Origin of the sequence: Vibrio sp. ED002, assembly GCF_023277445.1 — a bacterium.
Taxonomy (GTDB): domain Bacteria; phylum Pseudomonadota; class Gammaproteobacteria; order Enterobacterales; family Vibrionaceae; genus Vibrio; species Vibrio jasicida.
Map to the genome: position 1 here is coordinate 2,006,405 of NZ_CP080239.1, position 24,307 is coordinate 2,030,711.

The 24,307-nt window shown below is 46.6% G+C and carries 18 protein-coding genes, 4 tRNA genes, 3 rRNA genes and 1 riboswitch; of the genes, 11 read left to right on the top strand and 14 right to left on the bottom strand.

Features of this window, described 5'->3' with window-relative positions:
- Position 1: 1 nt before the first annotated feature.
- From ITG12_RS25645 to thiD, 10 genes are all read right to left on the bottom strand, one after another.
- A complete protein-coding gene (locus tag ITG12_RS25645; protein ID WP_039974303.1) occupies positions 2 to 727 on the bottom strand; it encodes a phosphatase PAP2 family protein in 726 nt (241 codons plus the stop codon).
- Positions 728 to 789: 62 nt separating this feature from the next.
- Entirely contained in the window at positions 790 to 1,800 is a 1,011-nt protein-coding gene (locus ITG12_RS25650) for a helix-turn-helix domain-containing protein (RefSeq protein WP_050568363.1), read from the bottom strand.
- Positions 1,801 to 1,899: 99 nt separating this feature from the next.
- The gene (locus ITG12_RS25655) at positions 1,900 to 4,038 is read right to left on the bottom strand and encodes a glycoside hydrolase family 3 N-terminal domain-containing protein (RefSeq protein ID WP_039974302.1); all 2,139 of its coding nucleotides are present in this window, start codon (positions 4,036 to 4,038) and stop codon (positions 1,900 to 1,902) included.
- A 259-nt stretch (positions 4,039 to 4,297) separates the two neighbouring features.
- The gene (gene thiE, locus ITG12_RS25660; RefSeq protein ID WP_248874474.1) at positions 4,298 to 4,912 is read right to left on the bottom strand and encodes a thiamine phosphate synthase; all 615 of its coding nucleotides are present in this window, start codon (positions 4,910 to 4,912) and stop codon (positions 4,298 to 4,300) included.
- A 62-nt stretch (positions 4,913 to 4,974) separates the two neighbouring features.
- Positions 4,975 to 5,766: a hydroxyethylthiazole kinase gene (gene thiM, locus ITG12_RS25665; RefSeq protein ID WP_248874476.1), complete on the bottom strand. Its 792-nt coding sequence runs from the start codon at positions 5,764 to 5,766 to the stop codon at positions 4,975 to 4,977.
- A gap of 12 nt (positions 5,767 to 5,778) precedes the next feature.
- Complete coding sequence (gene tenA / locus ITG12_RS25670; RefSeq protein WP_248874478.1) at positions 5,779 to 6,447, bottom strand: thiaminase II; 669 nt, start codon at positions 6,445 to 6,447, stop codon at positions 5,779 to 5,781.
- A gap of 54 nt (positions 6,448 to 6,501) precedes the next feature.
- Positions 6,502 to 7,452, bottom strand: a complete 951-nt coding sequence (locus tag ITG12_RS25675; protein ID WP_248874480.1) for an ABC transporter substrate-binding protein — start codon at positions 7,450 to 7,452, stop codon at positions 6,502 to 6,504.
- A 47-nt stretch (positions 7,453 to 7,499) separates the two neighbouring features.
- Positions 7,500 to 8,300 (bottom strand): ABC transporter permease, encoded by an 801-nt coding sequence (locus ITG12_RS25680; RefSeq protein ID WP_248874482.1) that lies wholly within the window; start codon positions 8,298 to 8,300, stop codon positions 7,500 to 7,502.
- A complete protein-coding gene (locus ITG12_RS25685) occupies positions 8,293 to 9,048 on the bottom strand; it encodes an ABC transporter ATP-binding protein (protein ID WP_248874484.1) in 756 nt (251 codons plus the stop codon). The genes ITG12_RS25680 and ITG12_RS25685 overlap by 8 nt, the downstream gene beginning before the upstream one ends.
- Positions 9,038 to 9,910 carry a bifunctional hydroxymethylpyrimidine kinase/phosphomethylpyrimidine kinase gene (thiD, locus tag ITG12_RS25690; RefSeq protein WP_050910044.1) on the bottom strand — a complete coding sequence of 291 codons (873 nt, stop codon included), beginning with the start codon at positions 9,908 to 9,910 and terminating at the stop codon, positions 9,038 to 9,040. Before thiD ends, ITG12_RS25685 begins: the two co-directional genes overlap by 11 nt.
- Positions 9,911 to 10,019: 109 nt before the next feature.
- A riboswitch (TPP riboswitch) is annotated at positions 10,020 to 10,130 on the bottom strand.
- A gap of 621 nt (positions 10,131 to 10,751) precedes the next feature.
- On the opposite strand from thiD, the gene ITG12_RS25695 reads away from it, so the two are divergent.
- Both ITG12_RS25695 and ITG12_RS25700 read left to right on the top strand, forming a co-directional pair.
- Positions 10,752 to 12,137: a TldD/PmbA family protein gene (locus tag ITG12_RS25695; protein ID WP_248874485.1), complete on the top strand. Its 1,386-nt coding sequence runs from the start codon at positions 10,752 to 10,754 to the stop codon at positions 12,135 to 12,137.
- Positions 12,137 to 13,480, top strand: a complete 1,344-nt coding sequence (locus ITG12_RS25700; protein ID WP_248874487.1) for a TldD/PmbA family protein — start codon at positions 12,137 to 12,139, stop codon at positions 13,478 to 13,480. The genes ITG12_RS25695 and ITG12_RS25700 overlap by 1 nt, the downstream gene beginning before the upstream one ends.
- A gap of 77 nt (positions 13,481 to 13,557) precedes the next feature.
- Here the strand turns inward: ITG12_RS25700 and trmY are convergent, their stop codons facing one another.
- Entirely contained in the window at positions 13,558 to 14,157 is a 600-nt protein-coding gene (trmY, locus tag ITG12_RS25705) for a tRNA (pseudouridine(54)-N(1))-methyltransferase TrmY (RefSeq protein ID WP_005374282.1), read from the bottom strand.
- A 158-nt stretch (positions 14,158 to 14,315) separates the two neighbouring features.
- Here trmY and ITG12_RS25710 point away from each other — a divergent pair, with 158 nt between their 5' ends.
- From ITG12_RS25710 to ITG12_RS25745, 8 genes are all read left to right on the top strand, one after another.
- Positions 14,316 to 14,840 carry a DUF3087 domain-containing protein gene (locus tag ITG12_RS25710; RefSeq protein ID WP_248874489.1) on the top strand — a complete coding sequence of 175 codons (525 nt, stop codon included), beginning with the start codon at positions 14,316 to 14,318 and terminating at the stop codon, positions 14,838 to 14,840.
- A gap of 552 nt (positions 14,841 to 15,392) precedes the next feature.
- A 16S ribosomal RNA gene (locus ITG12_RS25715) occupies positions 15,393 to 16,938 on the top strand.
- Positions 16,939 to 17,026: 88 nt separating this feature from the next.
- Positions 17,027 to 17,102, top strand: a tRNA-Glu gene (locus ITG12_RS25720).
- 2 nt (positions 17,103 to 17,104) lie between these two features.
- Positions 17,105 to 17,180, top strand: a tRNA-Lys gene (locus ITG12_RS25725).
- Between the two features lie 29 nt (positions 17,181 to 17,209).
- Positions 17,210 to 17,285: transfer RNA gene (locus ITG12_RS25730), tRNA-Val, on the top strand.
- Between the two features lie 344 nt (positions 17,286 to 17,629).
- Positions 17,630 to 20,517 (top strand): 23S ribosomal RNA (locus ITG12_RS25735).
- Positions 20,518 to 20,607: 90 nt separating this feature from the next.
- A 5S ribosomal RNA gene (gene rrf, locus ITG12_RS25740) occupies positions 20,608 to 20,724 on the top strand.
- The 16S, 23S and 5S rRNA genes sit together here with 4 tRNA genes alongside, the layout of an rRNA operon.
- 90 nt (positions 20,725 to 20,814) lie before the next feature.
- Positions 20,815 to 20,905: transfer RNA gene (locus ITG12_RS25745), tRNA-Ser, on the top strand.
- A gap of 348 nt (positions 20,906 to 21,253) precedes the next feature.
- Here ITG12_RS25745 and ITG12_RS25750 read toward each other — a convergent pair.
- Both ITG12_RS25750 and ITG12_RS25755 read right to left on the bottom strand, forming a co-directional pair.
- Positions 21,254 to 21,610, bottom strand: a complete 357-nt coding sequence (locus ITG12_RS25750; protein WP_039976094.1) for a YibL family ribosome-associated protein — start codon at positions 21,608 to 21,610, stop codon at positions 21,254 to 21,256.
- 85 nt (positions 21,611 to 21,695) lie between these two features.
- A complete protein-coding gene (locus ITG12_RS25755; protein ID WP_248874490.1) occupies positions 21,696 to 22,691 on the bottom strand; it encodes a 2-hydroxyacid dehydrogenase in 996 nt (331 codons plus the stop codon).
- A gap of 176 nt (positions 22,692 to 22,867) precedes the next feature.
- Between ITG12_RS25755 and ITG12_RS25760 the strand changes: the two genes are divergently transcribed.
- The gene (locus ITG12_RS25760) at positions 22,868 to 23,350 is read left to right on the top strand and encodes a L,D-transpeptidase family protein (RefSeq protein WP_038868568.1); all 483 of its coding nucleotides are present in this window, start codon (positions 22,868 to 22,870) and stop codon (positions 23,348 to 23,350) included.
- A 29-nt stretch (positions 23,351 to 23,379) separates the two neighbouring features.
- Here ITG12_RS25760 and ITG12_RS25765 read toward each other — a convergent pair whose 3' ends face one another.
- Positions 23,380 to 24,087 (bottom strand): glycerophosphodiester phosphodiesterase family protein, encoded by a 708-nt coding sequence (locus tag ITG12_RS25765; RefSeq protein ID WP_038882195.1) that lies wholly within the window; start codon positions 24,085 to 24,087, stop codon positions 23,380 to 23,382.
- Between the last annotated feature and the right edge of the window lie 220 nt (positions 24,088 to 24,307).

Below are 24,307 nucleotides of genomic sequence, written 5' to 3' on the forward strand. Positions count from 1 at the left end.
TTTACTTGGTCGCTAAGGCAACGAAAGGCGCTTTTTTAGTAATTTGAAATGCTGGCAGCAAAGTAAACACGATGGCGACAAATACCACTGAACCAACCAAATCCTCAATCCTGTGCATACCGAGCCACAAGCGACTGTACGCCACGCCCATTGCCCACACCCATAAGGTAGTAGCAGAGAAATAGCATTTCTTCTGCAAAAATAACCCACCAAAGAAGGCTAAACAGATAGAAACGAAAATCGTATGACCAGATGGGAAGGAATAGTCTTTTTCACCTTGCCAGTGACGAGTGCGCCATTCACTGACTTTTTCGGAGATCTCTCCGATCACACTCGCTTGTTGTTCAGTCTCCAACTGATAAAACGCTTCTGGGTGCTCAATCAATTGCTCTGCAGCAAGCAATTCGGTGTAGGGACGTGGGCTTTCTGTCATTAGCTTCAAGCCTGTTTTGCTGGCAAAACCAATCACCAGTAACAATCCCAGCATGGAGAGTTTTTGCATCCAATCAGACTGGCTAGGTTTGTAGCGGTAAAGCGACAACACCAACAGCGTGAGAGTGATCAAAAAGCCTTTACTGCCCGCAGAATCGGTTAGCAGAGTAAAGAGAATACCAGTGCCATCAGAAACGTGAGAAGTAAGATCGTGATACGAGGCAAACAGCGAAAGTGGGATGATGCCAAGAATGAACAAGGCGAGCATCATCAAACCGTATTTTTTAGTTTTCATGAAAAGTCATACAGCAGTCGAAAATAGGCGGCTATCTTACGACAATCGATGTGAAAAACTTATCAACGCTCTGTCAATTCGGTCTTGTTTATTTTACTTCTGATCTCCATTGGGGAGAGGCCGAAGTTGCGCATCGTGAAACGATTGAGTGAGGATTGAGATTGAAAGCCTAACCGCTCAGACAAAGTAACAAGAGGAATGGAGGTGTAGGACAAGACCTCGTAACACTTCTTTTGTTTGAATTGGTTTAGCAATTCATCAAAAGTTTGCCCTTCTTGTTTGAGTTTGCGGGCAAGCGTCCAACGAGAGTAACCCATTAGATTGAGTAGCTTGTTCGATGCACGGACCAGAGAATCATGATGATACAGGCGCTCCAATGTCAGCATCACGAGTTCTGTGGTGCTTAAATCATTCAACAGCTCCAATTGAGAAAGAGAGTGTTGTAGTTGACGTTTGAGGTGCTGATCTAACAAGGGGTTGTTGGTGTTGAGTTGGCGCTGAGCAAAGGGAGCTTTCAATATGAGTAAGTTTTGTGGGCCGGTGTAGATAGAGATACCACTCGTTTGTTCAAAGTCTTTGATATTAGGGATGAACTTGTTGGATTGAATTTGCATGGACTCGACGGGAATCGCCAATGCCGTTAGTGCTTTAGCAACAAAGCATAGATTAAGAATAGGGCCATAAATATCGACGACGCCATCATCCTGTACGTAATGGACAACAACATCACCTTGCGGTGCTATCCGATAATACAACCGATCACGGGAGCCCATGACGGGTTTAAATTGGACGTGGCGATGGATGACTTCTATTGCGTTTGGTGCATTGAGGACGTATGCAAATTCGGGATAAGTGCTCAATAGTTCAGAGATTGAAATATCATGAGCGGGAAGAGGAATTTCATATTTCGCGACAATATAACACAGCTCTTGAAAGTGCTTCTCTGAGACGTGCTGAACCTTATCCAAGCGATGATTTAATTTGGATAATTCATCACTTATCCCTTCAATATGTTTGTGTTGCGCGAGATAAGTGTAGAGCCGAGTGTAAACATGATGGTGGATATATTTCATACAGTTCAATGCAGCATGGCTTGGCGCGTAATTTGATCGCAAGCCATGCCGTGTTTATTGCGTTGCTACCTATTCATGACGTTAGTGTAGCAACGAAAGTTAGTAGCTAAGACCATATCCAAATGGGTATAGCGTGATTGACGGATCTTCTTCATAAGAAGGAACATCTTCTTTACCTTTGGCAACCACCTCATCGGTCGACTTTGGAAGGCCGAAAGGTAACTTACCTTCTGGTTTCACTTTACCGGTGATGACATCAAAAAAGACAGCGTCCGATGTACCGAAGTTCGCCAGAATGATTGGCAACTGATCGTTGATATTATCTAGGGCTGCTGGACGAATCATGAATACATCAAAAATTACTCGCTTACCTGAGTTGATAGCCTGATTAATGACACTATAGACATTGCCACTATTGTAAATACAAGCTCCTAGGTTGTCGGTCAAACCCTCATAACAAAGTTGTGCAGATTCTCCCGGTTCACGGTCAGGTTGCGTTTCGTAAGGACGTAATTGGAAGTCTTCCTGTGCTACAAAACCAAGCTCGCCAGACGGCATAGCGACCCCAAATGGGAACCATGCCGTGGCGAGAGTGGCGGGGGTTTGCGTACGAATAATGATGGTGTCAGCATCTGCCATGTTTTCTGCGACGTTTAAGCCATATTGTTGTGCGTTGTCGACAATACTTGGTTGCTCTGTACCGCCATAGTTGGCGTAGACATACACTTTACCTAACTCCTCTACTGATAAAGGCAATGCGTTGTTGTCGTTTTTCAACAAGGTAACGGAGCGTCCTTGAGATTCAATACCCAGCTCTTGGAACTCTGTTTTACCGACCACATCATTGACCTTGGCGATATCAACAAATGGGTCTTCAAACAAACCTTGTTTGAACTTATTCGTCAGGATTCGATTTACCGATAAGTCGATGCGCTCTTGGGTAAGACGCCCGCTCTCAATATTCGTAAGCAATAAAGCAGGGTCATCGATACCCCCAAATTGGTCAATACCCGCATCGACAGAAGCAGCGAAACGCTCTGTTGAATCTTCGTCTTCTTTACCCCAAGGCATACCTAAGTAAGTGAACGGATTCTTCTCTGCATCTTCATGTGTGATGATCCCGGTTCGACATGTATCGACACAATCGTTAGCGACTAACCAATCTGATAGCAACACGCCATCGAAGTTTTCTTCGCCTCGAAGAATATCTGTCATGATGTATTTGCTGTAACCAAAGCCAACATTACCTTCACTTTCCGGTAGTTGCTCATAAGGAATTCCGTAATAAGGCATCACGCCCGCAACGCCAGCCTCAAAAGCACCTTTAAATGGAATGCGGTGGTAGTCAAAGTTGTTGCCCGGATAAACCTGATAGCGGCCAGCGAAGTAGTGTGCATCCGCGCCATTTTCTTGTGGACCACCACCTGCAAAATGTTTTACGACTGCCCAGACTCCATCTTTCGTCAGCTCGGTATTGTTGTGTTGTAAACCTTGGACATAGGCTTTGGTCATTTCTCGTGATAACTCAGCGTTTTCACCGAATGTACTGTTCACTCGCCCCCACCTTGGTTCAGTAGCGAGGTCAGCGGTTGGATGGAGTGCTTGGTTGATGCCGACGGCTAGGTACTCTTGACGAATGACATCGGCGAAGGTTTTAGTGAACTCAGCATCGCCAATCGCGGCTAAGCCGAGTGTTTCCGACCATTGTGAAAAATCGCCAGAAGAGACTGAAGTTCCAAATGCGGCATTAAAGTGGTTGCGTGGGTCGGTTGAAATAGAAACGGGAATTCCTAAGCGAGTGTGCTCCGCTAATTCTTGAGCATGATTATTATCTTCTGCCATCAGAGTGGCATCGCCTTCTTGGCGAGTTATAAAGGTATTGAGGAAACGTTCTTGAATTAATGTGGTGTTGGTTATGCCATCGCCTTTAAAAACGAGTCTTGAGCTATCGCTGCTGAGTACGAATGTTCCGTGCATCATCAAGCCTGCCTTTTCGGCGTTGTTCATTTGTTGAGTAAGATTCTCTGCGCGTTGTTTTGGGCTCAGTCGCCAATCCTCATAAGCGTCTAATTCGCCATTCTTATTATGATCCTTAAAGGTTAGCCCATCGACCGTGAGAAGATTGAGCGTTTTGGTTTCCAATGTTGGTATAGTGAGTTGTTCTGAATCTGATCCACAACCGCTAATGAGTAGGGGAGGCAGCGCAAAGACTAAGAGGTTTTTTCCAGAGGTTTTCATCGTTATTGCCTTTTATTTTGTTGTTTGGCGCAGTATGACTCTGGAGGTGAAGGAAAGTATTTCCTTTAGGGAGCAAGGTTTTGACGTTCAGGTGCAGAATAGGGAAAGTGTGAGATTCTGTCAGAATGATTAGTGTGATGAATATCTCGGTGCAGGAGAAGAGTCCACTTCTGCTTTGGTTTTCACTCGGTCTTTTAGCGTAGCGAAATACGAGATCAAAGTGCTCATCCATAAGCGCTTTATTCTGGAGTGAGCAAGGTTAGCTCATCAACCCTAACAGATATTCCGATGCGGCTTTTGGATCTTCTGCGTGGCAAATCGCTGAAACCAAAGCCAAGCCGTGAACACCAGTGGCGCTGAGCAGCGGAATGTTATTTTCGTTAATGCCGCCAATGGCAACAATCGGCAGTGAAGTCGTCTCTAACGCCATCTTCAAACCATCAATACCCCAATGTTTTTTGGTGTTGGTTTTGGTTGGCGTCGCGAATATCGCGCTCAAACCGATGTAATCAATCGGCAGAGAGTCCGCTTCCGCTAACTGCTCTTCATTTTCGATAGATAAGCCGAGGATTTTGTTTGGTCCAATCAACTCACGGGCGATCGTTGCTGGCATGTCTGATTGCCCGAGGTGGACACCATCAGCATCAACAGCCAGTGCAACATCAACGCGGTCATTGATGATCAAAGGCACATTGGTACCTTTAAGGATGTCTTTGACAGCTTGAGCACGTTCGATAAACGCACGCACATCGCCGTGTTTTTCGCGAACTTGTACCATAGTCACGCCACCTTCCACGGCTTTTCTCACAACACGCTTTAGTGTGGCTAAATCTTGTTGGTCATCGGTGACCAAATATAAACGATAGGCGTTCATTTTGTTTCCTTTGGGCCTCTCACCTAGATGGAATGAGAGGCCAGTATTTGTTAGAGAAAAGCTTAACTCACTTGGAGTTTTAGGCGTTTTGCTAGCGTTTCTTCATCCAACAGGTAAAGCTCATCCAACAGGCTCATTTGTAGGCTACCTGGGCCGCGAGCTTGTTCCGCTGCAATCTCGCCAACAACGCCCAGTACCGCCGCTGCAGCAAGGCCGGTGTTATCACCAACAGCAGCAAAAGCGCCTGTAAGAGCTGTTAGCGTACAACCCATTCCGGTTACGTATGGCATCATCTCGTGACCATTGTTCAGTTGCACGGTTTGTTCCTTCGTGACGATGTAATCAGTCTCGCCAGAAATCACTACGCTCGCACCATACTCTGAGACTAAGAAGTTTGCTGCGCCAAGTGCTGCGTCGCTGCTGTCTAACGCATCGACGCCTTTGCTTTGTGCTTGCTCGCCAGCAAGAGCAATGATTTCTGAAGCGTTACCACGAATGATCAGCTTATTTGCAAGGCGTGCGATCTCACGTGATGTCTCTGTACGTAGTGAGCTTGCTCCGCAACCGACTGGGTCGAGTATAACGATTTTACCATTGGCATTGGCTTGCTCTACGGCATAGCTCATACGCGGTGTCCAAACGCTGTCTAGGGTACCAATGTTGATAACCAGTGAACCCGCGAACGACATCATCTCTGCCATTTCCTGCTTGGAGTGCGCCATGATTGGAGAAGCGCCGATGGCCAATAGCGCGTTTGCCGTGTTGTTCATCACCACGTAGTTAGTGATGTTGACGACTAATGGCTTTTGCTGGCGTACTGCGGTTAATGCTTGGCTGATTTGTTCAATTAACATGAGACTCTCCGATTAATCTTGCTGAGCGTTCAGACCTTGTTGCCAGAATGCCACTTCCATACGCGTTGCGGTTTTGAATACCTGAATCAGGTTTTGACCGCGTTGGCTGTTTATATCGATTTCCGCCAATAACTGGTTAAAGTGTTCTGCACCTTTTGCGACACCAGATTGGAACTCTTCACCACCGTAGAGGTTGATCCAACTTGCGTATGGGTTGCCTTCTATTACCGTGTTCTCATCTTCAATCAGCATCTTACCGATAACTGCATAACCGATAGAGCATGGCGCCAGTGCCGCGTATAGATCAACAAGATCGCCAGTCATGCCAGCATCCAACACGTAACGGGTATAAGCTACCGTACCGAAATCTTCTGGCTCGTTTTCTAAGTCGGATTCTGTCAGTCTCCATTGCTCACAGTAAGTCACGTGGTGGGCGATTTCAGAATCTAGCAATGCATGTACGCTTGGTAGGGCACGGCGCATGTCATCCAAAGTACGTGCTTTGTAGATCGCTAATGCGTAAGCTCGTGCGTACTGCTTTAGGAAAAGAAAATCCTGCTTTAGGTAGTGCAGAAAACAAGGCTGAGCCAGAGTGCCTTGCGCCAATTGCTGCACGAAAGCATGCTCAGTGTATTCTTGCCAATCTTGGTGGCAAGCGTCGATCAAATCTTGGTATTTCATTATGGGTATCTCGTTATCAGAAGACCCTAGGCTTAGAGCCTAAGGTCAGTAGAATTAGTCAAAGCTCGGTACGTAATCTTTCGCTTTTGGCAGTGTTTCGATGATTTTTTGTGAATACATGAACTCGGCATAATCATCGTAGCGTTTTAGATCTACTGCAGATGGACGAAGAGCGAAACGAGTTAGCGTGTCGTTCCAAGCGCGTTGGTTAAGCTCGTTGTTGAGGGTGTCTGGTGAATAAGCCACGAACTCTTTCCACGACTCTTTTGGATGGTTAACGATGTAAGTGGTCGCTTGCTCTAGTGCTTTGTTGAATGCCTTGATGGCTTCTTTGTCGTAGGTTTTTGCATTGGCTACGAAGACTAACTCGTCATACGCTGGTACTCCGTGTTCTTCAGGGAAGAAGGCTTTAGCTTTATAACCTTCTAGTGCCAGTTGGTTGGTTTCGAAGTTACGTAGACCGCCCCAAATCGCATCCACCTTGCCAGACGCAAGAGACGAAGACAGCGCCCAACCTACGTTGATGATTTGTACGTCAGAAAACTTCACGTTCTCTTGAGCTAGCATGGTGCCGATTGTTGCTTCTTCGTTGCCTGCGATCGCAATACCGATCTTCTTGCCTTTCAAGTCGCCAAGGTTTTCACTCTTACCGTTGTCCAACACCATCAACGTGTTGAGTGGCGTAGCAATCAAAGTCGCAGAGCGGATTAGTGGCAAACCAGCCGCGACATCGATGGTTAGGCTTGGTTGGTAAGAAATCGCCATGTCGACTTTACCCGCCGCGACCAACTTAGGTGGCGTGCTTGGATCTGCCGGCTCCTGAATGTTGACCTTCAAGCCTTGCTCTTTGAAGTAACCACGCTCTTTGGCAATAACGATAGGACCATGGTTTGGATTGACGAACCAATCCAACATCAGTGTCATCTCTTTTTCAGATGCAAGCACGTTGGTTGATACCACTGAAGCGAGTAGAGCAGCAGCGCTCATAAATTTGTTTTTATTCACGGGGTTCTTCCTTTTCTTTCCCAATTTTCTTTGGTTATTTTCTGTAATTACTTGCTTTCCCAAGGGATGGCTTTTTTCAATAATTTATCGGTGATGAAGTAGAGTGAGATAGACAGCACTGCGAGGATAAACAGCGCTGCAAACATCTCATCAATGATCATGCGAGCGTTGGCTTGGAGCATCAGATAACCCAAGCCTTCACTTGAACCTACCCACTCACCGACCACTGCTCCAATTGGCGCAATAACGACGGCAACACGAATACCTGAGGCTAAAGTTGGTAGTGCGGCTGGCAATTGAATATGACGAAGTAGCTGCCATTTAGACGCGCCCATGGTCTTGGCAAGGTCGAGGTAACCTGTTGGCGTATTGCGCAAGCCGTCATAGCAACATGTCGTGACGGGGAAAAAGATGATGATCGCCGCCATAACAACTTTTGAAGCAATGCCGTAACCCAGCCAAAGCATGAGCACTGGCGCGATAGCGAACACAGGGATCGCTTGGCTAGCAATCAGAATGGGCAGTAACCAACGCTTCAGCGGCTCGAACATCAGCATTTGCAATGCGAACAGCAAACCCATCGATAATCCAAGCACCAAGCCAAGTAAAATCTCTTGCGCGGTAACCCAAGTATGTTTGAGCAGGACATCGTAGCGAGTGACCAATCTATCCAGCACTTCAATTGGTGAAGGTAAGATGAAGCTTGGCATGTCGAATACCACAACAACCAACTGCCACAATCCCAAGATCACCGCCGTGCTGATGACCAAGCGCAGAGCCGGATGAGTCGCGCGTTCTTTTTTACCTATACGTGTCGAAACGGAGCTGTACTGAGTCATATCACTCATAGTCTTTCTCCAATTGATCTAAAATCGCTTGTTGTAGCGCCGCGCACTCTCCATCGAGAACTCGGGGCGGCTTGGAGTCTGGAACGACCAAGTGTTGAGCTTGCGCAGGCGTGCCTTGCAACACATAGAGTTGGTGAGCTAACCGCACCGCTTCTTGTGGGTCGTGGGTAATCAGAACAACCGTCTTATCTTTCAGTAATTCGGCAGACAAGGTTTGCAACTTATGGCGAGTAACCGCGTCCAACGCAGAGAAAGGCTCATCCATCAGAACCAGAGGCTTGTCTTGCATCAGAGTGCGAGCAAGGGCAACACGTTGTCTCATGCCGCCAGATAGTTGAGCTGGCTTAGCATCCGCGTAATCGGCGAGTCCCACTTGGCTGAGTAAAGTCAGTGCACGTTGTTTATTTTGTTCTGGTGCTTGATCTTGAGAAAATCGAGAACTTAGGCAGACGTTGTCTAACACATTTAACCACGGCAGCAACAAGTCTTGCTGCGCCATGTAAGCAATACGTTCGTGCAGAGCGATGCCATCCGTTGTGGTTAATTCACCATGCCATTCGACTTTGTCGTCTAACAAACCCGCTAGATAACGAAGGATAGTCGTTTTTCCGCAACCACTACGACCAAGCAACACAGTCCATTGATTAGCAGGGATGGTCATACTCAACCCTGCTAATGTTGGCGTTTGGCTGTCTTTGTATTGCAGACTTGCTTCGGTAAGCTGAATGCCGAGTGCATTAGCGCACATGCGTGTGGCCTGCAAAAAAATGGTTCACAGGGCCGTGACCTTTACCGACATCCAATTCATCAGCGTGCGCGATAGCTTGGCTGATGTACTGCTTACCTAGGTGCACCGCTTTGTGCAGGTTGTTGCCTTGGCCAAGGTAAGACGCGATAGCAGAAGACAGCGTACAGCCTGTGCCATGGGTGTTTTTGGTTGGAAAGCGTTTAGCGCTGATCAGTTCAGAGCTGTCTGGCATGATCAGCAGATCGTTGCTGTTTTCGTCTTTTTCTAAGTGGCCGCCTTTTAACAGCACCGCTTTTGCACCAAGCGCGCGTAAATCAGCGATCATATCGTTCATTTCAGATTCTGACTGAGGCACTGGCTTACCCGTTAATGCTGCGCCTTCGGGTAGGTTAGGGGTAATGATGTCTGCGAGCGGAATCAATTCTTCTTTTAAAGTGCTGATTGCCGATTGTTCCAGTAATAGATCGCCGCTGGTGGCCACCATTACAGGGTCAATCACGAGGTGTTTTGGTTGGTATTGTTTAATTTTGTTGGCAACAACCTTGATGATGTTGGAATCGGCCAGCATACCCACTTTGACTGCCACGATGTTGAGGTCGGTAAATACCGCATCGAGTTGGCTCTCTACATGGTCGAGAGGAATGGGAAAAATCGCAGAAACGCCTTGGGTATTTTGCGAAGTAATCGCCGTGATTACCGAGCAAGCAAAACTGCCGGTTGCGGACATCGCTTTGATGTCGGCTTGAATGCCCGCGCCGCCGCCACTATCAGAACCTGCAATCGTCAACACAATCGGTGTGTCTGTTGAAGTTGCTGCTTGTGGCTGTGTTGATGGTTTTTCTTGGCTTGACTGCTGTGCCATGGTCGCTCCTATTACAAGACGTACAGGAACTGACTTGGCCAAGCAAGGGTAGATCGGTGATCGGATCCATTGGGCTAGCTGCACTAGTAGAGACTCAAGGCAAGCTAGTGGCAAAGTGATGATAGTTCCCTACGTCAGTGCTAACTGAATCAGGTTCAACGGGTCTCGAATTTCGATCTCAGCCGACGCATTCACTGCATGGGCCCCCCGACTATTTCGTCAAGATAATAGCAGTTCACTCAGTTACGGTGCACGTGTTTTTTCCGGCCAAGAGGGGGCAATCGATTAAATATGAGACTTGAGAGCAGTAACGAGATAACAGAATTTAGTGTATACCCAAGTAACCTCGAGATGCTTGGTTCAGCGAGAATGACTTGGTTTGTAGACGCGGCGGCGATTTGAAGGCTTAGTGGGTCTAAATCAAGAATCGGCAACAAAGTATACAAGCCAAGGCAACTCGCCCTCTGGGAGCGTGTCATTGACCCGATTGCTACGTCAAACAACTTGGAAAGAGCGTGCTATTCCGCTTCGTTGTTTTCCTTGCTCTCGAATCAATGACAACGCTCTGAATCCTGCATCTTGAAGTCACTTGGGTATAAATAACGTGCTGCATTGAAACTGGCAGTTCAAGACACTATCTAATAGTGAGATGTCGACATAATACGTAACGATTCGTCCTTTGATTTAGCAAGGATTAGCATAAAACAAGGTTAAAAAAGTGTTAATATTTAACGCGTTGCCAATATCCTTTTGAGTCATCCAATTTAGGTTATGACTGTTATAAACAGAGTCTAACTCAAAGGTGGGGAAGGCTAGGACGATCAACGAGCAAGGAGATTTCATGCTTAATTCTGTAACAGCGAAAGCGGTGATCGATCATGCCCTCTTTTTAGGGGCTGATTTCGCTGAGCTATTCGTTGAACACCATCAAACCAACACTGTCCAGATCGCATCTGGTGAGGTGGACAAGGTTAACTCGGGTATCGATTTTGGTATCGGTATTCGTCTCTTCTTCGGTCATAAAGTGCTTTACGGTTACACCAACAGCACCGATGAAGCCGAACTTAAACGCGTAACCTCACTGCTTGCAGCAAAAGACAAGCGTGAGCAAATCGCGTCAGCAGGTTCTCTCAATCTGAACCGCTACCCAATTCAACATGGTTGTCGTATGCCACTTGGCAAAGACGCTAACCTAGATTCTAAAATCGCTTTCCTATTGCAAGTTGACCAAGCAGCACGTGCAGAGAGTGCATATATCAGCCAGTTCATTGGTAGTGTGCTTCAGCGTGAACAACAAGTGTCTATCTTCAACTCAGAAGGTCTACACGTTGACGATACTCGCCACTACATCCGAGTTGCTGGTAATACTGTCGCTCAAAAAGGTAATGAGCAGTCTTCTGGTATGGAAGGTCCTGGCGCTCTTGCTGGTTGGGAATTCAGTGAACAACTTGATGCGAAAGAGCTAGGTCAAACTATCGCGCAACAAGCGTTGGTAAAACTTGGCGCAGATGCGTGCCCATCGGGTGAAATGCCAGTGGTAATTGGTAACGGCTTTGGTGGCGTAATCTTCCACGAAGCTTGTGGCCACTTGCTAGAAACCACTTCAGTTGCGAAGAAGGCGTCCGTATTCCACGACAAGATGGGCGAAATGGTTGCTCACACCGCGGTGAATGCAGTAGATGATGGCACCATGACCAACGAATGGGGCTCGATTCACGTTGATGACGAAGGCATGAAGACTCAGCGCACTCAATTGATCAAAGACGGTAAGCTAACCAGCTTTATGGTTGATAAAATGGGTGGCATGAAGACAGGTTATGAGCCTGCGGGGTCTGGTCGTCGCCAAAACTATAAGTTCGCACCAACCTCACGCATGCGTAACACCTTTATCGAAGAAGGCGAGCATTCACTTGATGACATGCTGGCAGGCATCGAACGTGGTATCTATGCGAAGAAGATGGGCGGTGGCTCGGTTCAACCGGGCACAGGTGAGTTTAACTTTGCTGTTCGTGAAGCTTACCTTATTGAAAATGGCAAAATCACCAAGCCTCTGAAAACAGCAACGCTGATCAGCACGGGTCCAAAAGTGTTGAAAGAAATCAGCATGGTCGGCAAAGACATGGCGCTTGCGCCGGGCATGTGTGGTTCCGTGAGTGGTTCAGTGCCAACAACAGTCGGTCAGCCAACGCTGAAAGTCGATAACATTCTGGTAGGAGGCGGTAACTAATGAGCCAAGAACAACAACTTCTTAATGCGGTTGATTACGTCCTATCAGAAGCAAAACGCCAAGGGGCAGAAGCAGACGTCATTGTAAACCGCAACAGCAGCTTTTCTCTGAAAGCGAACCAAGGAAAGCTGGATGAGTACAAAGTAAGCTCAAGCCAAGTTCTGGGTGTTCGTGTTGTGAAAGGTGCGCGCGTTGCAACAAGCTATTCTGAGTCGTTAGAGCAACCAAGCTTAGATTTGATGCTGACTAACGCACTGCAAAGCGCTCGCTTTTCCAAGCAAGATGAACATCAGACGATTAGTTGCGTGAACAGCCACATCGCGACTGATGTTGCTGAGATTGCGCAAGAAGATACAACTTCTGTTGACGAAAAAATCGAACTGTCTCTCGCTCTTGAGCAAGGCGTAGTGGCTTTGCCTCACGCCTCTAGCGCGCCTTACAATGGTTACAGCGATGGCGAAACACAACTGATCATTGCCAATACTCAAGGCACATTGTGTCAACACTTCGAGCGCTCGTTCACTTGTTACGCGTATACCTTGTTTGAAAAAGACGGCAAACAGTCAATGGCGGGCAGAATGTCACTTGGTCGCCGTTTTGATGAGTTGAATCCAGCTTACTGCATTGAAGGCGGTTACAACCTTGCTCGTGATCTTCTTGAAGGCGCACCAGTGGCTACGGGTAACTACCCAGCAATCTTCCATATCAATGCGCTAGCAAGTTTGTTCGGTGCTTTTGGCAGTGCTTTCTCCGGCGTAAGCGCGATGAAAGGCATTACGCCACTGGGTGACAAGCTTGGTCAGCGTGTTGCGAGTGACTTGATTACCTTTACTGATACGGCTTACATGCCAAATGGTATGGCAATTTCGGGCTTTGATAGTGAAGGTTTTGCTACTCAAGACAATGTAATGATTGCCAATGGTGAATTGAAAACCTTGCTACACAACAGCCAGACTGCGAGTTATTTGGGCGCAGTCTCGACAGCAAGTGCCGCTCGCGGTGCAAAATCGAGTCTAGACGTTTCAGCGAATCATAAAGTGATTTCGACCGGCGGCAGCAGTGCATCAGAAGTAAAAGCGGGTGAGTACCTAGAGTTAGTCGAACTTCAAGGTGTCCATTCTGGTGCGGATGCAGTGAGTGGTGATTTCTCATTTGGTGCGAGTGGCTTCTTGTGCCGTGATGGTGAGCGCATTCAACCAGTGCGTGGTATCACTGTAGCGGGTAACTTCTACAAGATGCTGCAAGAAGTTGAGGCGGTAGGTGATACTCAGCTTATTAGCGATAGTCGCACCTTCTTTGCTCCAGACGTGCGTTTTGCTCGTTTGAGCATTGGTGGTAAATAACCCCAGCATTCCTATAGAAACAAAAAGAGGACTCAATCGAGTCCTCTTTCTTATATGGAGTGATTAACTCGTGAGAATTAAAATTCGCGGATGTCCAGTTCATTGTGGATCAATACCACACACTGAGAAGCGAAAAGCATCTTAGGACCTAAGCTGATCTTCTCTGTGCCAAGGCGTTTCAAGCTGTTAAAAGACTTCTTCGGCATCGGAATATGGTCAGTTAGCAAGAAACATGGGTTTCCACCGATTTCTGCATCACGAACAAATTCGCCTTTTTTATCCAACATATATAGTTGGTGATCTTCTGCCAGTTCTTGCACTAGGCGTTCAAAACTGACGGTACGAACGGTGATACCAGGTTCGACTTCACGAAGTTGCTCTTTGCCCATGCCAACCGAAGCATCCAAAGCGCGAGCCACTGCTGCAATCAAGGTTGACTCATGAAAGCCTCCAATGTTGGTGATGTCGTTGGAGCGAATAGTAATGGTGCGTGAGAAATCTTTTGTGCTTTCTAAAACCAAGTGCACAACCACATCTTCACGGTGCGATTGAGCAACGAACATAGTGTTCATCATGGTATGAGCAAGAATCTCTGTATGCGCTTCATTACCAACACCTTCTAACAGTGCTTTGCTGGTGGTTGGTGCCGCGCGAGCTCGTAAAACAAAAGAGCGCATGAATTTAGCCTCTATATAAGAAGAGTGAATGCGCGGAAGTATATACCCAAGCAGGGAAGGGATGCGAGTTTAATAGCAAATGTGAACTTACTTACAAAGCTTCGATTGTCGTGCGGAGTGTGCTGGTTAGAATAGAGGCAACCTGTTAGGAGCGGTATATGGAAATCAAAAAAATAAACAAACAAGTTTATAGAAAGAAGGTCAACTTAGTGATTGGTTGCTTTGTTGCCTTGCTTGCTATCTCTTCTCTTGCTTTTAGTACTTTATTAATTGTCTTGTTCGGTAATACAGATGTAGTACCTGAACAGTCGACGGGGAACTTTCATTGGAACTTAATTGGTGTTGTGCTCGCCTTAGTCACTTCACTGTCTTTGCTGAACCAATTCAAAACACGCCCTTATATGGAAGAAGTGTTGTATGTCTGGAAACTCAAGCAGCTGCACAACAAGATCTTTCGCAAACTGAAAAGTATTAAAGCCGCTTCTACTGAGCACGATGTAAAAGCACTGACGATACTTAAGTTCTACTATACGACTCAAAGTCAGGTGTTTGAGCTAGATAACAACACATTGACGATGAGCAGTGTAAATAAAGAATTAGAGGCTATTGAGCAAATCGAAGCGGCGAAGTCTCGGGATCTTGATATCACAAGCTTTGAAGAGTCTTGGATAGATACATATTGATTGCCTATTTGCTACGTTAAGTTAACAACTAAGTGCTAAAAATAAGCGTTTGAGTGAGATTTCATCACTCGACGCTTTTTTTAAGTTTTTTTCTAAAAAAGGGTTGCCAAGAAAAATCATCTCCCTATAATGCGCCTCCGTTGTCAGGGCAAAGCGGAAACGCAAAAGTGGTTGGCAATGAGGCGAAAGAAAAGCTTCTAAAAATTAATTTGAAAAAGTGTTTGACACTAAGAGTTAATTCCTTAGAATACGCCTCCGCTTCGATAGCAAAGCTTACGAAGCAAGCTCTTTAAAAATATAGACCTATCAATCTGTGTGGGCACTCGTTGATGATAATCCAATTAGAAATTTCTCTTAATAAAGAGCGGTTTCAAATTAGGTTTCAATGAACTGAGTGACCAATCAAGTCTTCGGACTTGGCACAGTCAATTCATTATCATTCTGTTGGAATGATAATAGCTTTAAAATTACTTCTTACTTTCGAGTAAGGATGAGTTTTGAAGTCAGTATTCGTTGAGCCTCTCCCTATTTATTTAGGGAATCAAAAACTTTAAATTGAAGAGTTTGATCATGGCTCAGATTGAACGCTGGCGGCAGGCCTAACACATGCAAGTCGAGCGGAAACGACTTAACTGAACCTTCGGGGGACGTTAAGGGCGTCGAGCGGCGGACGGGTGAGTAATGCCTAGGAAATTGCCCTGATGTGGGGGATAACCATTGGAAACGATGGCTAATACCGCATGATGCCTACGGGCCAAAGAGGGGGACCTTCGGGCCTCTCGCGTCAGGATATGCCTAGGTGGGATTAGCTAGTTGGTGAGGTAATGGCTCACCAAGGCGACGATCCCTAGCTGGTCTGAGAGGATGATCAGCCACACTGGAACTGAGACACGATCCAGACTCCTACGGGAGGCAGCAGTGGGGAATATTGCACAATGGGCGCAAGCCTGATGCAGCCATGCCGCGTGTGTGAAGAAGGCCTTCGGGTTGTAAAGCACTTTCAGTCGTGAGGAAGGTGGTGTAGTTAATAGCTGCATTACTTGACGTTAGCGACAGAAGAAGCACCGGCTAACTCCGTGCCAGCAGCCGCGGTAATACGGAGGGTGCGAGCGTTAATCGGAATTACTGGGCGTAAAGCGCATGCAGGTGGTTTGTTAAGTCAGATGTGAAAGCCCGGGGCTCAACCTCGGAATAGCATTTGAAACTGGCAGACTAGAGTACTGTAGAGGGGGTAGAATTTCAGGTGTAGCGGTGAAATGCGTAGAGATCTGAAGGAATACCGGTGGCGAAGGCGACTCTGGACAGATACTGACACTCAGATGCGAAAGCGTGGGGAGCAAACAGGATTAGATACCCTGGTAGTCCACGCCGTAAACGATGTCTACTTGGAGGTTGTGGCCTTGAGCCGTGGCTTTCGGAGCTAACGCGTTAAGTAGACCGCCTGGGGAGTACGGTCGCAAGATTAAAACTCAAATGAATTGACGGGACTGCACAAGCGGTGGAGCATGTGGTTTAATTCGATGCAACGCGAAGAACCTTACCTACTCTTGACATCCAGAGAACTTTCCAGAGATGGATTGGTGCCTTCGGGAACTCTGAGACAGGTGCTGCATGGCTGTCGTCAGCTCGTGTTGTGAAATGTTGGGTTAAGTCCCGCAACGAGCGCAACCCTTATCCTTGTTTGCCAGCGAGTAATGTCGGGAACTCCAGGGAGACTGCCGGTGATAAACCGGAGGAAGGTGGGGACGACGTCAAGTCATCATAGCTCTTACGAGTAGGGCTACACACGTGCTACAATGGCGCATACAGAGGGCAGCAAGCTAGCGATAGTGAGCGAATCCCAAAAAGTGCGTCGTAGTCCGGATTGAGTCTGCAACTCGACTCCATGAAGTCGGAATCGCTAGTAATCGTGGATCAGAATGCCACGGTGAATACGTTCCCAGCCTTGTACACACCGCCCGTCACACCATGGGAGTGGGCTGCAAAAGAAGTAGGTAGTTTAACCTTCGGGAGGACGCTTACCACTTTGTGGTTCATGACTGGGGTGAAGTCGTAACAAGGTAGCGCTAGGGGAACCTGGCGCTGGATCACCTCCTTATACGATGATTACTCACGATGAGTGTCCACACAGATTGATACGGTTTATAAGTAAAGAGACGAAGATATCCCAATATCTTCAATCCAGTGTCCCGTTCGTCTAGAGGCCTAGGACACCGCCCTTTCACGGCGGTAACAGGGGTTCGACTCCCCTACGGGATACCATTGGGTCGTTAGCTCAGTTGGTAGAGCAGTTGACTTTTAATCAATTGGTCGCAGGTTCGAATCCTGCACGACCCACCATTCTCTCCACGAGAATGAAAAAATAATGTGGGCGATTAGCTCAGTTGGGAGAGCACCTGCCTTACAAGCAGGGGGTCACTGGTTCGAGCCCGGTATCGCCCACCATTCTCTAAGTATTTTTGGATAGGAATTCCAAACCACTTCAGTAAGACGTATGTGGTTAGAATCTTCGACTCTGAAAGTCTTTAGAAAATGAACTTCTTAGGAAGTGATTTGCTCTTTAACAATTTGGAAAGCTGACAAAACAATCTTTAAGATTGTTTGTAAGTTCTCAATGTTTGTCTTTAAGACAAACACCAAAAACACATTCAAGTGTTCTTGGGAATATCACTTTTAAAGTGATTATTCGAAATTGAGTCCGGCAAAATCGAAATGTCTCTCGCTCATTCAAATAATGAGAGACAACTTTGGTGATTTGATTATCAACTCGAAACTCCTTCGGGTTGTATGGTTAAGTGACTAAGCGTACACGGTGGATGCCTTGGCAGTCAGAGGCGATGAAGGACGTATTAACTTGCGATAAGCCCAGATTAGGTAGTAAAAACCACTTGAGTCTGGGATTTCCGAATGGGGAAACCCACTAGCATAAGCTAGTATCGCTGCGTGAATACATAGCGCAGCGAGGCGAACCGGGGGAACTGAAACATCTAAGTACCCCGAGGAAAAGAAATCAACCGAGATTCCGAAAGTAGCGGCGAGCGAAATTGGACTAGCCCCTAAGCTTTATATGCGTTAGACGAACGGTCTGGAAAGTCCGGCAATAAAGGGTGATAGCCCCGTAGTTGACAACGCACATTCAGTGAAATCGAGTAGGGCGGGACACGTGATATCCTGTCTGAATATGGGGGGACCATCCTCCAAGGCTAAATACTACTGACTGACCGATAGTGAACCAGTACCGTGAGGGAAAGGCGAAAAGAACCCCTGTGAGGGGAGTGAAATAGAACCTGAAACCGTGTACGTACAAGCAGTAGGAGCACCTTCGTGGTGTGACTGCGTACCTTTTGTATAATGGGTCAGCGACTTATATTCAGTGGCAAGGTTAACCATCTAGGGGAGCCGTAGCGAAAGCGAGTGTTAACTGCGCGACTTAGTCGCTGGATATAGACCCGAAACCAGGTGATCTAGCCATGGGCAGGTTGAAGATTGAGTAACATCAATTGGAGGACCGAACCGACTAATGTTGAAAAATTAGCGGATGACTTGTGGCTAGGGGTGAAAGGCCAATCAAACCTGGAGATAGCTGGTTCTCCCCGAAAGCTATTTAGGTAGCGCCTCGGACGAATACTACTGGGGGTAGAGCACTGTTAAGGCTAGGGGGTCATCCCGACTTACCAACCCTTTGCAAACTCCGAATACCAGTAAGTACTATCCGGGAGACACACGGCGGGTGCTAACGTCCGTCGTGGAGAGGGAAACAACCCAGACCGCCAGCTAATATCCCAAATTATTACTAAGTGGGAAACGATGTGGGAAGGCTCAGACAGCCAGGATGTTGGCTTAGAAGCAGCCATCATTTAAAGAAAGCGTAATAGCTCACTGGTCGAGTCGGCCTGCGCGGAAGATGTAACGGGGCTAAGTAATAAACCGAAGCTGCGGCAATGAAGTTTTACTTCATTGGGTAGGGGAGCGTTCTGTAAGCCGTTGAAGGTGTGTTGTAAAGCATGCTGGAGGTATCAGAAGTGCGAATGCTGACATGAGTAACGATAAAGGGGTGAAAAACCTCCTCGCCGGAAGACCAAGGGTTCCTGTCCAACGTTAATCGGGGCAGGGTAAGTCGACCCCTAAGGCGAGGCCGAAAGGCGTAGTCGATGGGAAACGGGTTAATATTCCCGTACTTCTTACAATTGCGATGGGGGACGGAGAAGGCTAGGTAGCCTGGCGACGGTTGTCCAGGTTCAAGTGCGTAGGCTGAAGAGTTAGGTAAATCCGGCTCTTCTTAAGGCTGAGACACGACGTCGAGCTACTACGGTAGTGAAGTCATTGATGCCATGCTTCCAGGAAAAGCCTCTAAGCTTCAGATTGTAAGGAATCGTACCCCAAACCGACACAGGTGGTCGGGTAGAGAATACCAAGGCGCTTGAGAGAACTCGGGTGAAGGAACTAGGCAAAATGGTACCGTAACTTCGGGAGAAGGTACGCTCTTGATGGTGAAGTCCCTTGCGGATGGAGCTGACGAGAGTCGCAGATACCAGGTGGCTGCAACTGTTTATTAAAAACACAGCACTGTGCAAAATCGTAAGATGACGTATACGGTGTGACGCCTGCCCGGTGCCGGAAGGTTAATTGATGGGGTTAGACTTCGGTCGAAGCTCTTGATCGAAGCCCCGGTAAACGGCGGCCGTAACTATAATCTATCCTAAGGTAGCGAAATTCCTTGTCGGGTAAGTTCCGACCTGCACGAATGGCGTAATGATGGCCACGCTGTCTCCACCCGAGACTCAGTGAAATTGAAATCGCTGTGAAGATGCAGTGTACCCGCGGCTAGACGGAAAGACCCCGTGAACCTTTACTACAGCTTGGCACTGAACATTGACCCTACATGTGTAGGATAGGTGGGAGGCTTTGAAGCGCAGTCGCTAGATTGCGTGGAGCCGTCCTTGAAATACCACCCTTGTAGTGTTGATGTTCTAACGTCGACCCCTTATCGGGGTTGCGGACAGTGCCTGGTGGGTAGTTTGACTGGGGCGGTCTCCTCCCAAAGAGTAACGGAGGAGCACGAAGGTGGGCTAATCACGGTTGGACATCGTGAGGTTAGTGCAATGGCATAAGCCCGCTTGACTGCGAGAATGACAATTCGAGCAGGTGCGAAAGCAGGTCATAGTGATCCGGTGGTTCTGTATGGAAGGCCATCGCTCAACGGATAAAAGGTACTCCGGGGATAACAGGCTGATACCGCCCAAGAGTTCATATCGACGGCGGTGTTTGGCACCTCGATGTCGGCTCATCACATCCTGGGGCTGAAGTCGATCCCAAGGGTATGGCTGTTCGCCATTTAAAGTGGTACGCGAGCTGGGTTTAGAACGTCGTGAGACAGTTCTATTCCTATCTGCCGTGGGCGTTGGAAGATTGAAGGGGCTGCTCCTAGTACGAGAGGACCGGAGTGGACGAACCTCTGGTGTTCGGGTTGTGTCGCCAGACGCATTGCCCGGTAGCTAAGTTCGGAATCGATAACCGCTGAAAGCATCTAAGCGGGAAGCGAGCCCTGAGATGAGTCTTCCCTGATACTTTAAGTATCCTAAAGGGTTGTTCGAGACTAGAACGTTGATAGGCAGGGTGTGTAAGCGTTGTGAGGCGTTGAGCTAACCTGTACTAATTGCCCGTGAGGCTTAACCATACAACACCCAAGGGGTTTTGATGGACTCAATGCAAGAACGATTGAATGTGTAGTAGAACTTAAAATCAGTTTTCCGAATTAAAGAATTTGCTTGGCGACCATAGCGATTTGGACCCACCTGACTTCCATTCCGAACTCAGAAGTGAAACGAATTAGCGCCGATGGTAGTGTGGGGTTTCCCCATGTGAGAGTAGGACATCGCCAGGCTTGCTTACTGTTTTTAGATTTTAAAAAATCTAAAGGCAAAACTGAGATTTAGCATTATTTAAGTAAGACTAAGTTTTAGTAACAATTTGTGGAGAGATGGCTGAGTGGTTGAAAGCACCGGTCTTGAAAACCGGCGTACGTTAATAGCGTACCTAGGGTTCAAATCCCTATCTCTCCGCCACTATTGAGAAGCCTCGCTAGAAATAGCGAGGCTTTTTTCATTTCTGACGTTTGAGAATTAGACGGGATTTGCATTAAGTTCCAGTTAGTCACAACCCTAGGCTAGGCATTCCAGAACTAGGCCACCACATAGAAAGCCCGCTGAAAAATCAGCGGGCTTTCGTCGTTTTTAGCATTCGAAAGTGGTCTAAGGTTCTATCTTTTATTAGTTTGAAAACTGAGCAGGTTGCGCTGTCACCCAGTTTCTACAATGGCGATAATCCTATGCTTAACTTGTTGAATTTGAGATACAAAAAAGCCCAAGCGTTCTGCTTGGGCTTTTTATATTTAGCGGCTTAGATAGAGTTAATTAAAACTCTTTTGGTGCGAAGCCTGTCATTGCATCTAGGCGAAGTTCTTTACCAACTTTAGTCAGTGGATGAACGATAACTAGACCTTTCACACGCTTCTTAAGCTTGCCGATATCTGCTTGTTCTGCTTTAGTGATTTCACGAGAGAATGGCATATCAAGCAGGCTCTTACGCTCTTTGTTTAGCTCGTATGTTTGCTTGTGCTTAAGTTGGTTGAGTTTCTTTGTTAGATCTTCAACTTCATTCGTGAATTTAGTAATCATTTCGTGATCACCACGAGAACGCGCCGCATCAAGTTTACGTTGGCAAGTATCTAAACGGTTGTGCAGCTTTTGAATGTCAGTTTTAATGCTCATGGTAATTAGACTCAAATTTTTTATGGTCGAGGAGTATAGCATAGCTGAAATTCAACGCTCTACTATACTGCTCGATATCCCCACTTTACTTGATCAATTCATTGCCTGAAGCCTGCTCTGAAAAGAACGCTTCGACGTTATTTAGCGTAACAGAGGCGATGTTGTTTAGAGCCTCATGGGTCAAGAAGGCCTGATGCCCAGTAAATAGCACATTGTGGCAAGCTGATAAGCGGCGGAATACGTCATCTACGATGACATCGTTCGATTTATCTTGGAAGAACAGGTCTTTTTCGTTGTCATAAACATCTAAGCCGAGCGCGCCAATTTTGCCTTGTTTAAGCGCTTCAATGGCAGCTACAGAATCAAGTAACTCACCACGACTGGTATTGATGATCATGACACCGTCTTTCATTTGAACGAAGGCTTTTTCATTCAATAGGTGGTAGTTTTCTTCATTCATTGGACAGTGCAGAGAAATGACGTCTGCGTTAGCATAGATCTCTTCAAGAGAGCAGTAACGCGCGCCCATCTCCAACGCAAGAGGGTTTTCATATGGGTCGTAGCATAAGACTTCCATCCCTAGCCCTTTAAAGATGCGCATGGTGGCGATACCTATCTTACCTGTCCCTACGATACCAACAGTCTTGCCATAAAAGTTAAAGCCGACTAAACCTTCTAGGTTGAAGTTTGCGTCACGAGTACGCTGGTAAGCTTTATGCAAGCGTCGATTCAGACACATCATCATGCCGACAGTGTGCTCTGCCACGGCTTCTGGAGAATAGGCAGGAACGCGGACAACTTGTAAACCAAGTTCTTTCGCCGCTTCCAAATCAACCTTGTCGAAACCTGCACAACGCATCGCGATCAGTTTCGTGCCGCCAATGGAAAGTTGTTTTAGAACTGGAGCAGACAGGTCATCGTTTACGAAGGCGCAAACAACCTCGCAACCCTGTGCCATTTTTGCAGTTTTAGACGTTAATCTAAAATCATGATAGTGAAATTCGAAGTCCCGGTTGTTTTTGATTTTGTTGAAAGAGGCTTCGTCATAGGATTTTGCACTGAAAAAAGCAATGTTGAGCATAATACCCTCTCTATTTGTGCTGAATTTGTAAAGTAATCTCCTTATAAAATAAGCCAATTTTAGTGTAATGAGTAGTTAAATTTGCACACATTAAGTTTGCTTTAGTGTGACCATCTGACTAGCATGGTTGCTCTTTTTTGTGTTCCCCTTAAGTGGATGAGTTAGGCGTTCTGGCGATGTCAGTAAAATGGTTGTCTTTGATCTTGTGTTGTACGTTTATGTCCGGTGCTCACGCAGCGGTCGATTTGGTAAAAGTTGATAAGTCGAAGCGTAGGATGTACCTGATGGAGAATGGCGAGGTCGTAAAAGAGTATCGCATCGCATTGGGTGCTAATCCAAAAGGGCACAAGCAAGAAGAGGGTGACAATAGAACTCCAGAAGGTGATTACACGTTAGATTACGTGATCAACGATTCTGCTTTCTACCGTTCTGTGCATATCAGTTACCCTGATGCGATTGATCGTTTGGAAGCGCATCGTCGCGGTGTTGCACCTGGAGGGGCAATTAAAATTCACGGTCTTAAAAATGGTGAGACTCAATCACCTCAATTTATTCAAAGCTTCGATTGGACTAACGGTTGCATTGCCATTACTAACGAAGAAATGGACGAATTTATCAAGCTAGTCAAAATGGGAACCCCAATTACTATTGAATGGTAATGAAGTTCCTAATATCGACATCTCAGCTACTACATAAAACGACTTGGATGGTCACTAAAGATGCCATCCAACATTGGCAGATGTTTTAGTTTTTTGGGATTGTTCACTGTGTAACACATCACCTTGTAGCCTGCTTTTTGTAGCTTATTGATTTGGCGTGAGCGAACCCAGTTAATATTGAGGTTACAGCTGTAGGCATCTACTTCTTCGAGCAATAATCGGTCTTTTCGACTAAAGAATTCACTTAGCACACCTAGTCTATAACCCTCACAATGCTTGTGCAGTGCTCTAATTACGTCATGACTGAAGCTTGATAAAAGGATGCGTTCTTTTGGTAAAGGACCGTCTAGAAGAGTTTTAGCCGCCATTTGAGCAACGTCATTGGCAGAGTGATGATCTACTTTAACCTCGATGTTAAGATTTAGGTCATTTTCTGCAGCAAGCTCTAGGAGCTCAGATAGTGTCATGATGGATTCATTGGCGAATTCATCGCCGAACCAACGACCAAAATCTAACGCTTTGAGCTCAGATAATGTCATTTGGTCAACTCGACCTTTACCGTTACTACAGCGGTTCACGGTATGATCATGGCAAACGACCAGTACATTGTCTTTGGTCGGTTGTACGTCGACTTCAACCCAATTTAACCCTAAATCGATCGCAGCTTGAACGCTGACTTTCGTATTTTCGGGGAACTTACCTGCCACACCTCGGTGGCCAATCAATAGCGTTGTCATATACGTCTATGCTCAATAAGAAACTGCACAGAATTGTACTCTTTTTTATGGAAAATAGAGTGCGAGTTTTGTTTCTTGTGGTATCCAATAATTATCGATGCATATTAAAGAAAGGTACTTCATCTATAAACAGCGGCGATGAGAACATAACTAATTGGTTTGTTTAGCCCTTTTTGATAAGGGCTTTTTTGGTATTTTTTATGTTCAAAAACCCTAAAAA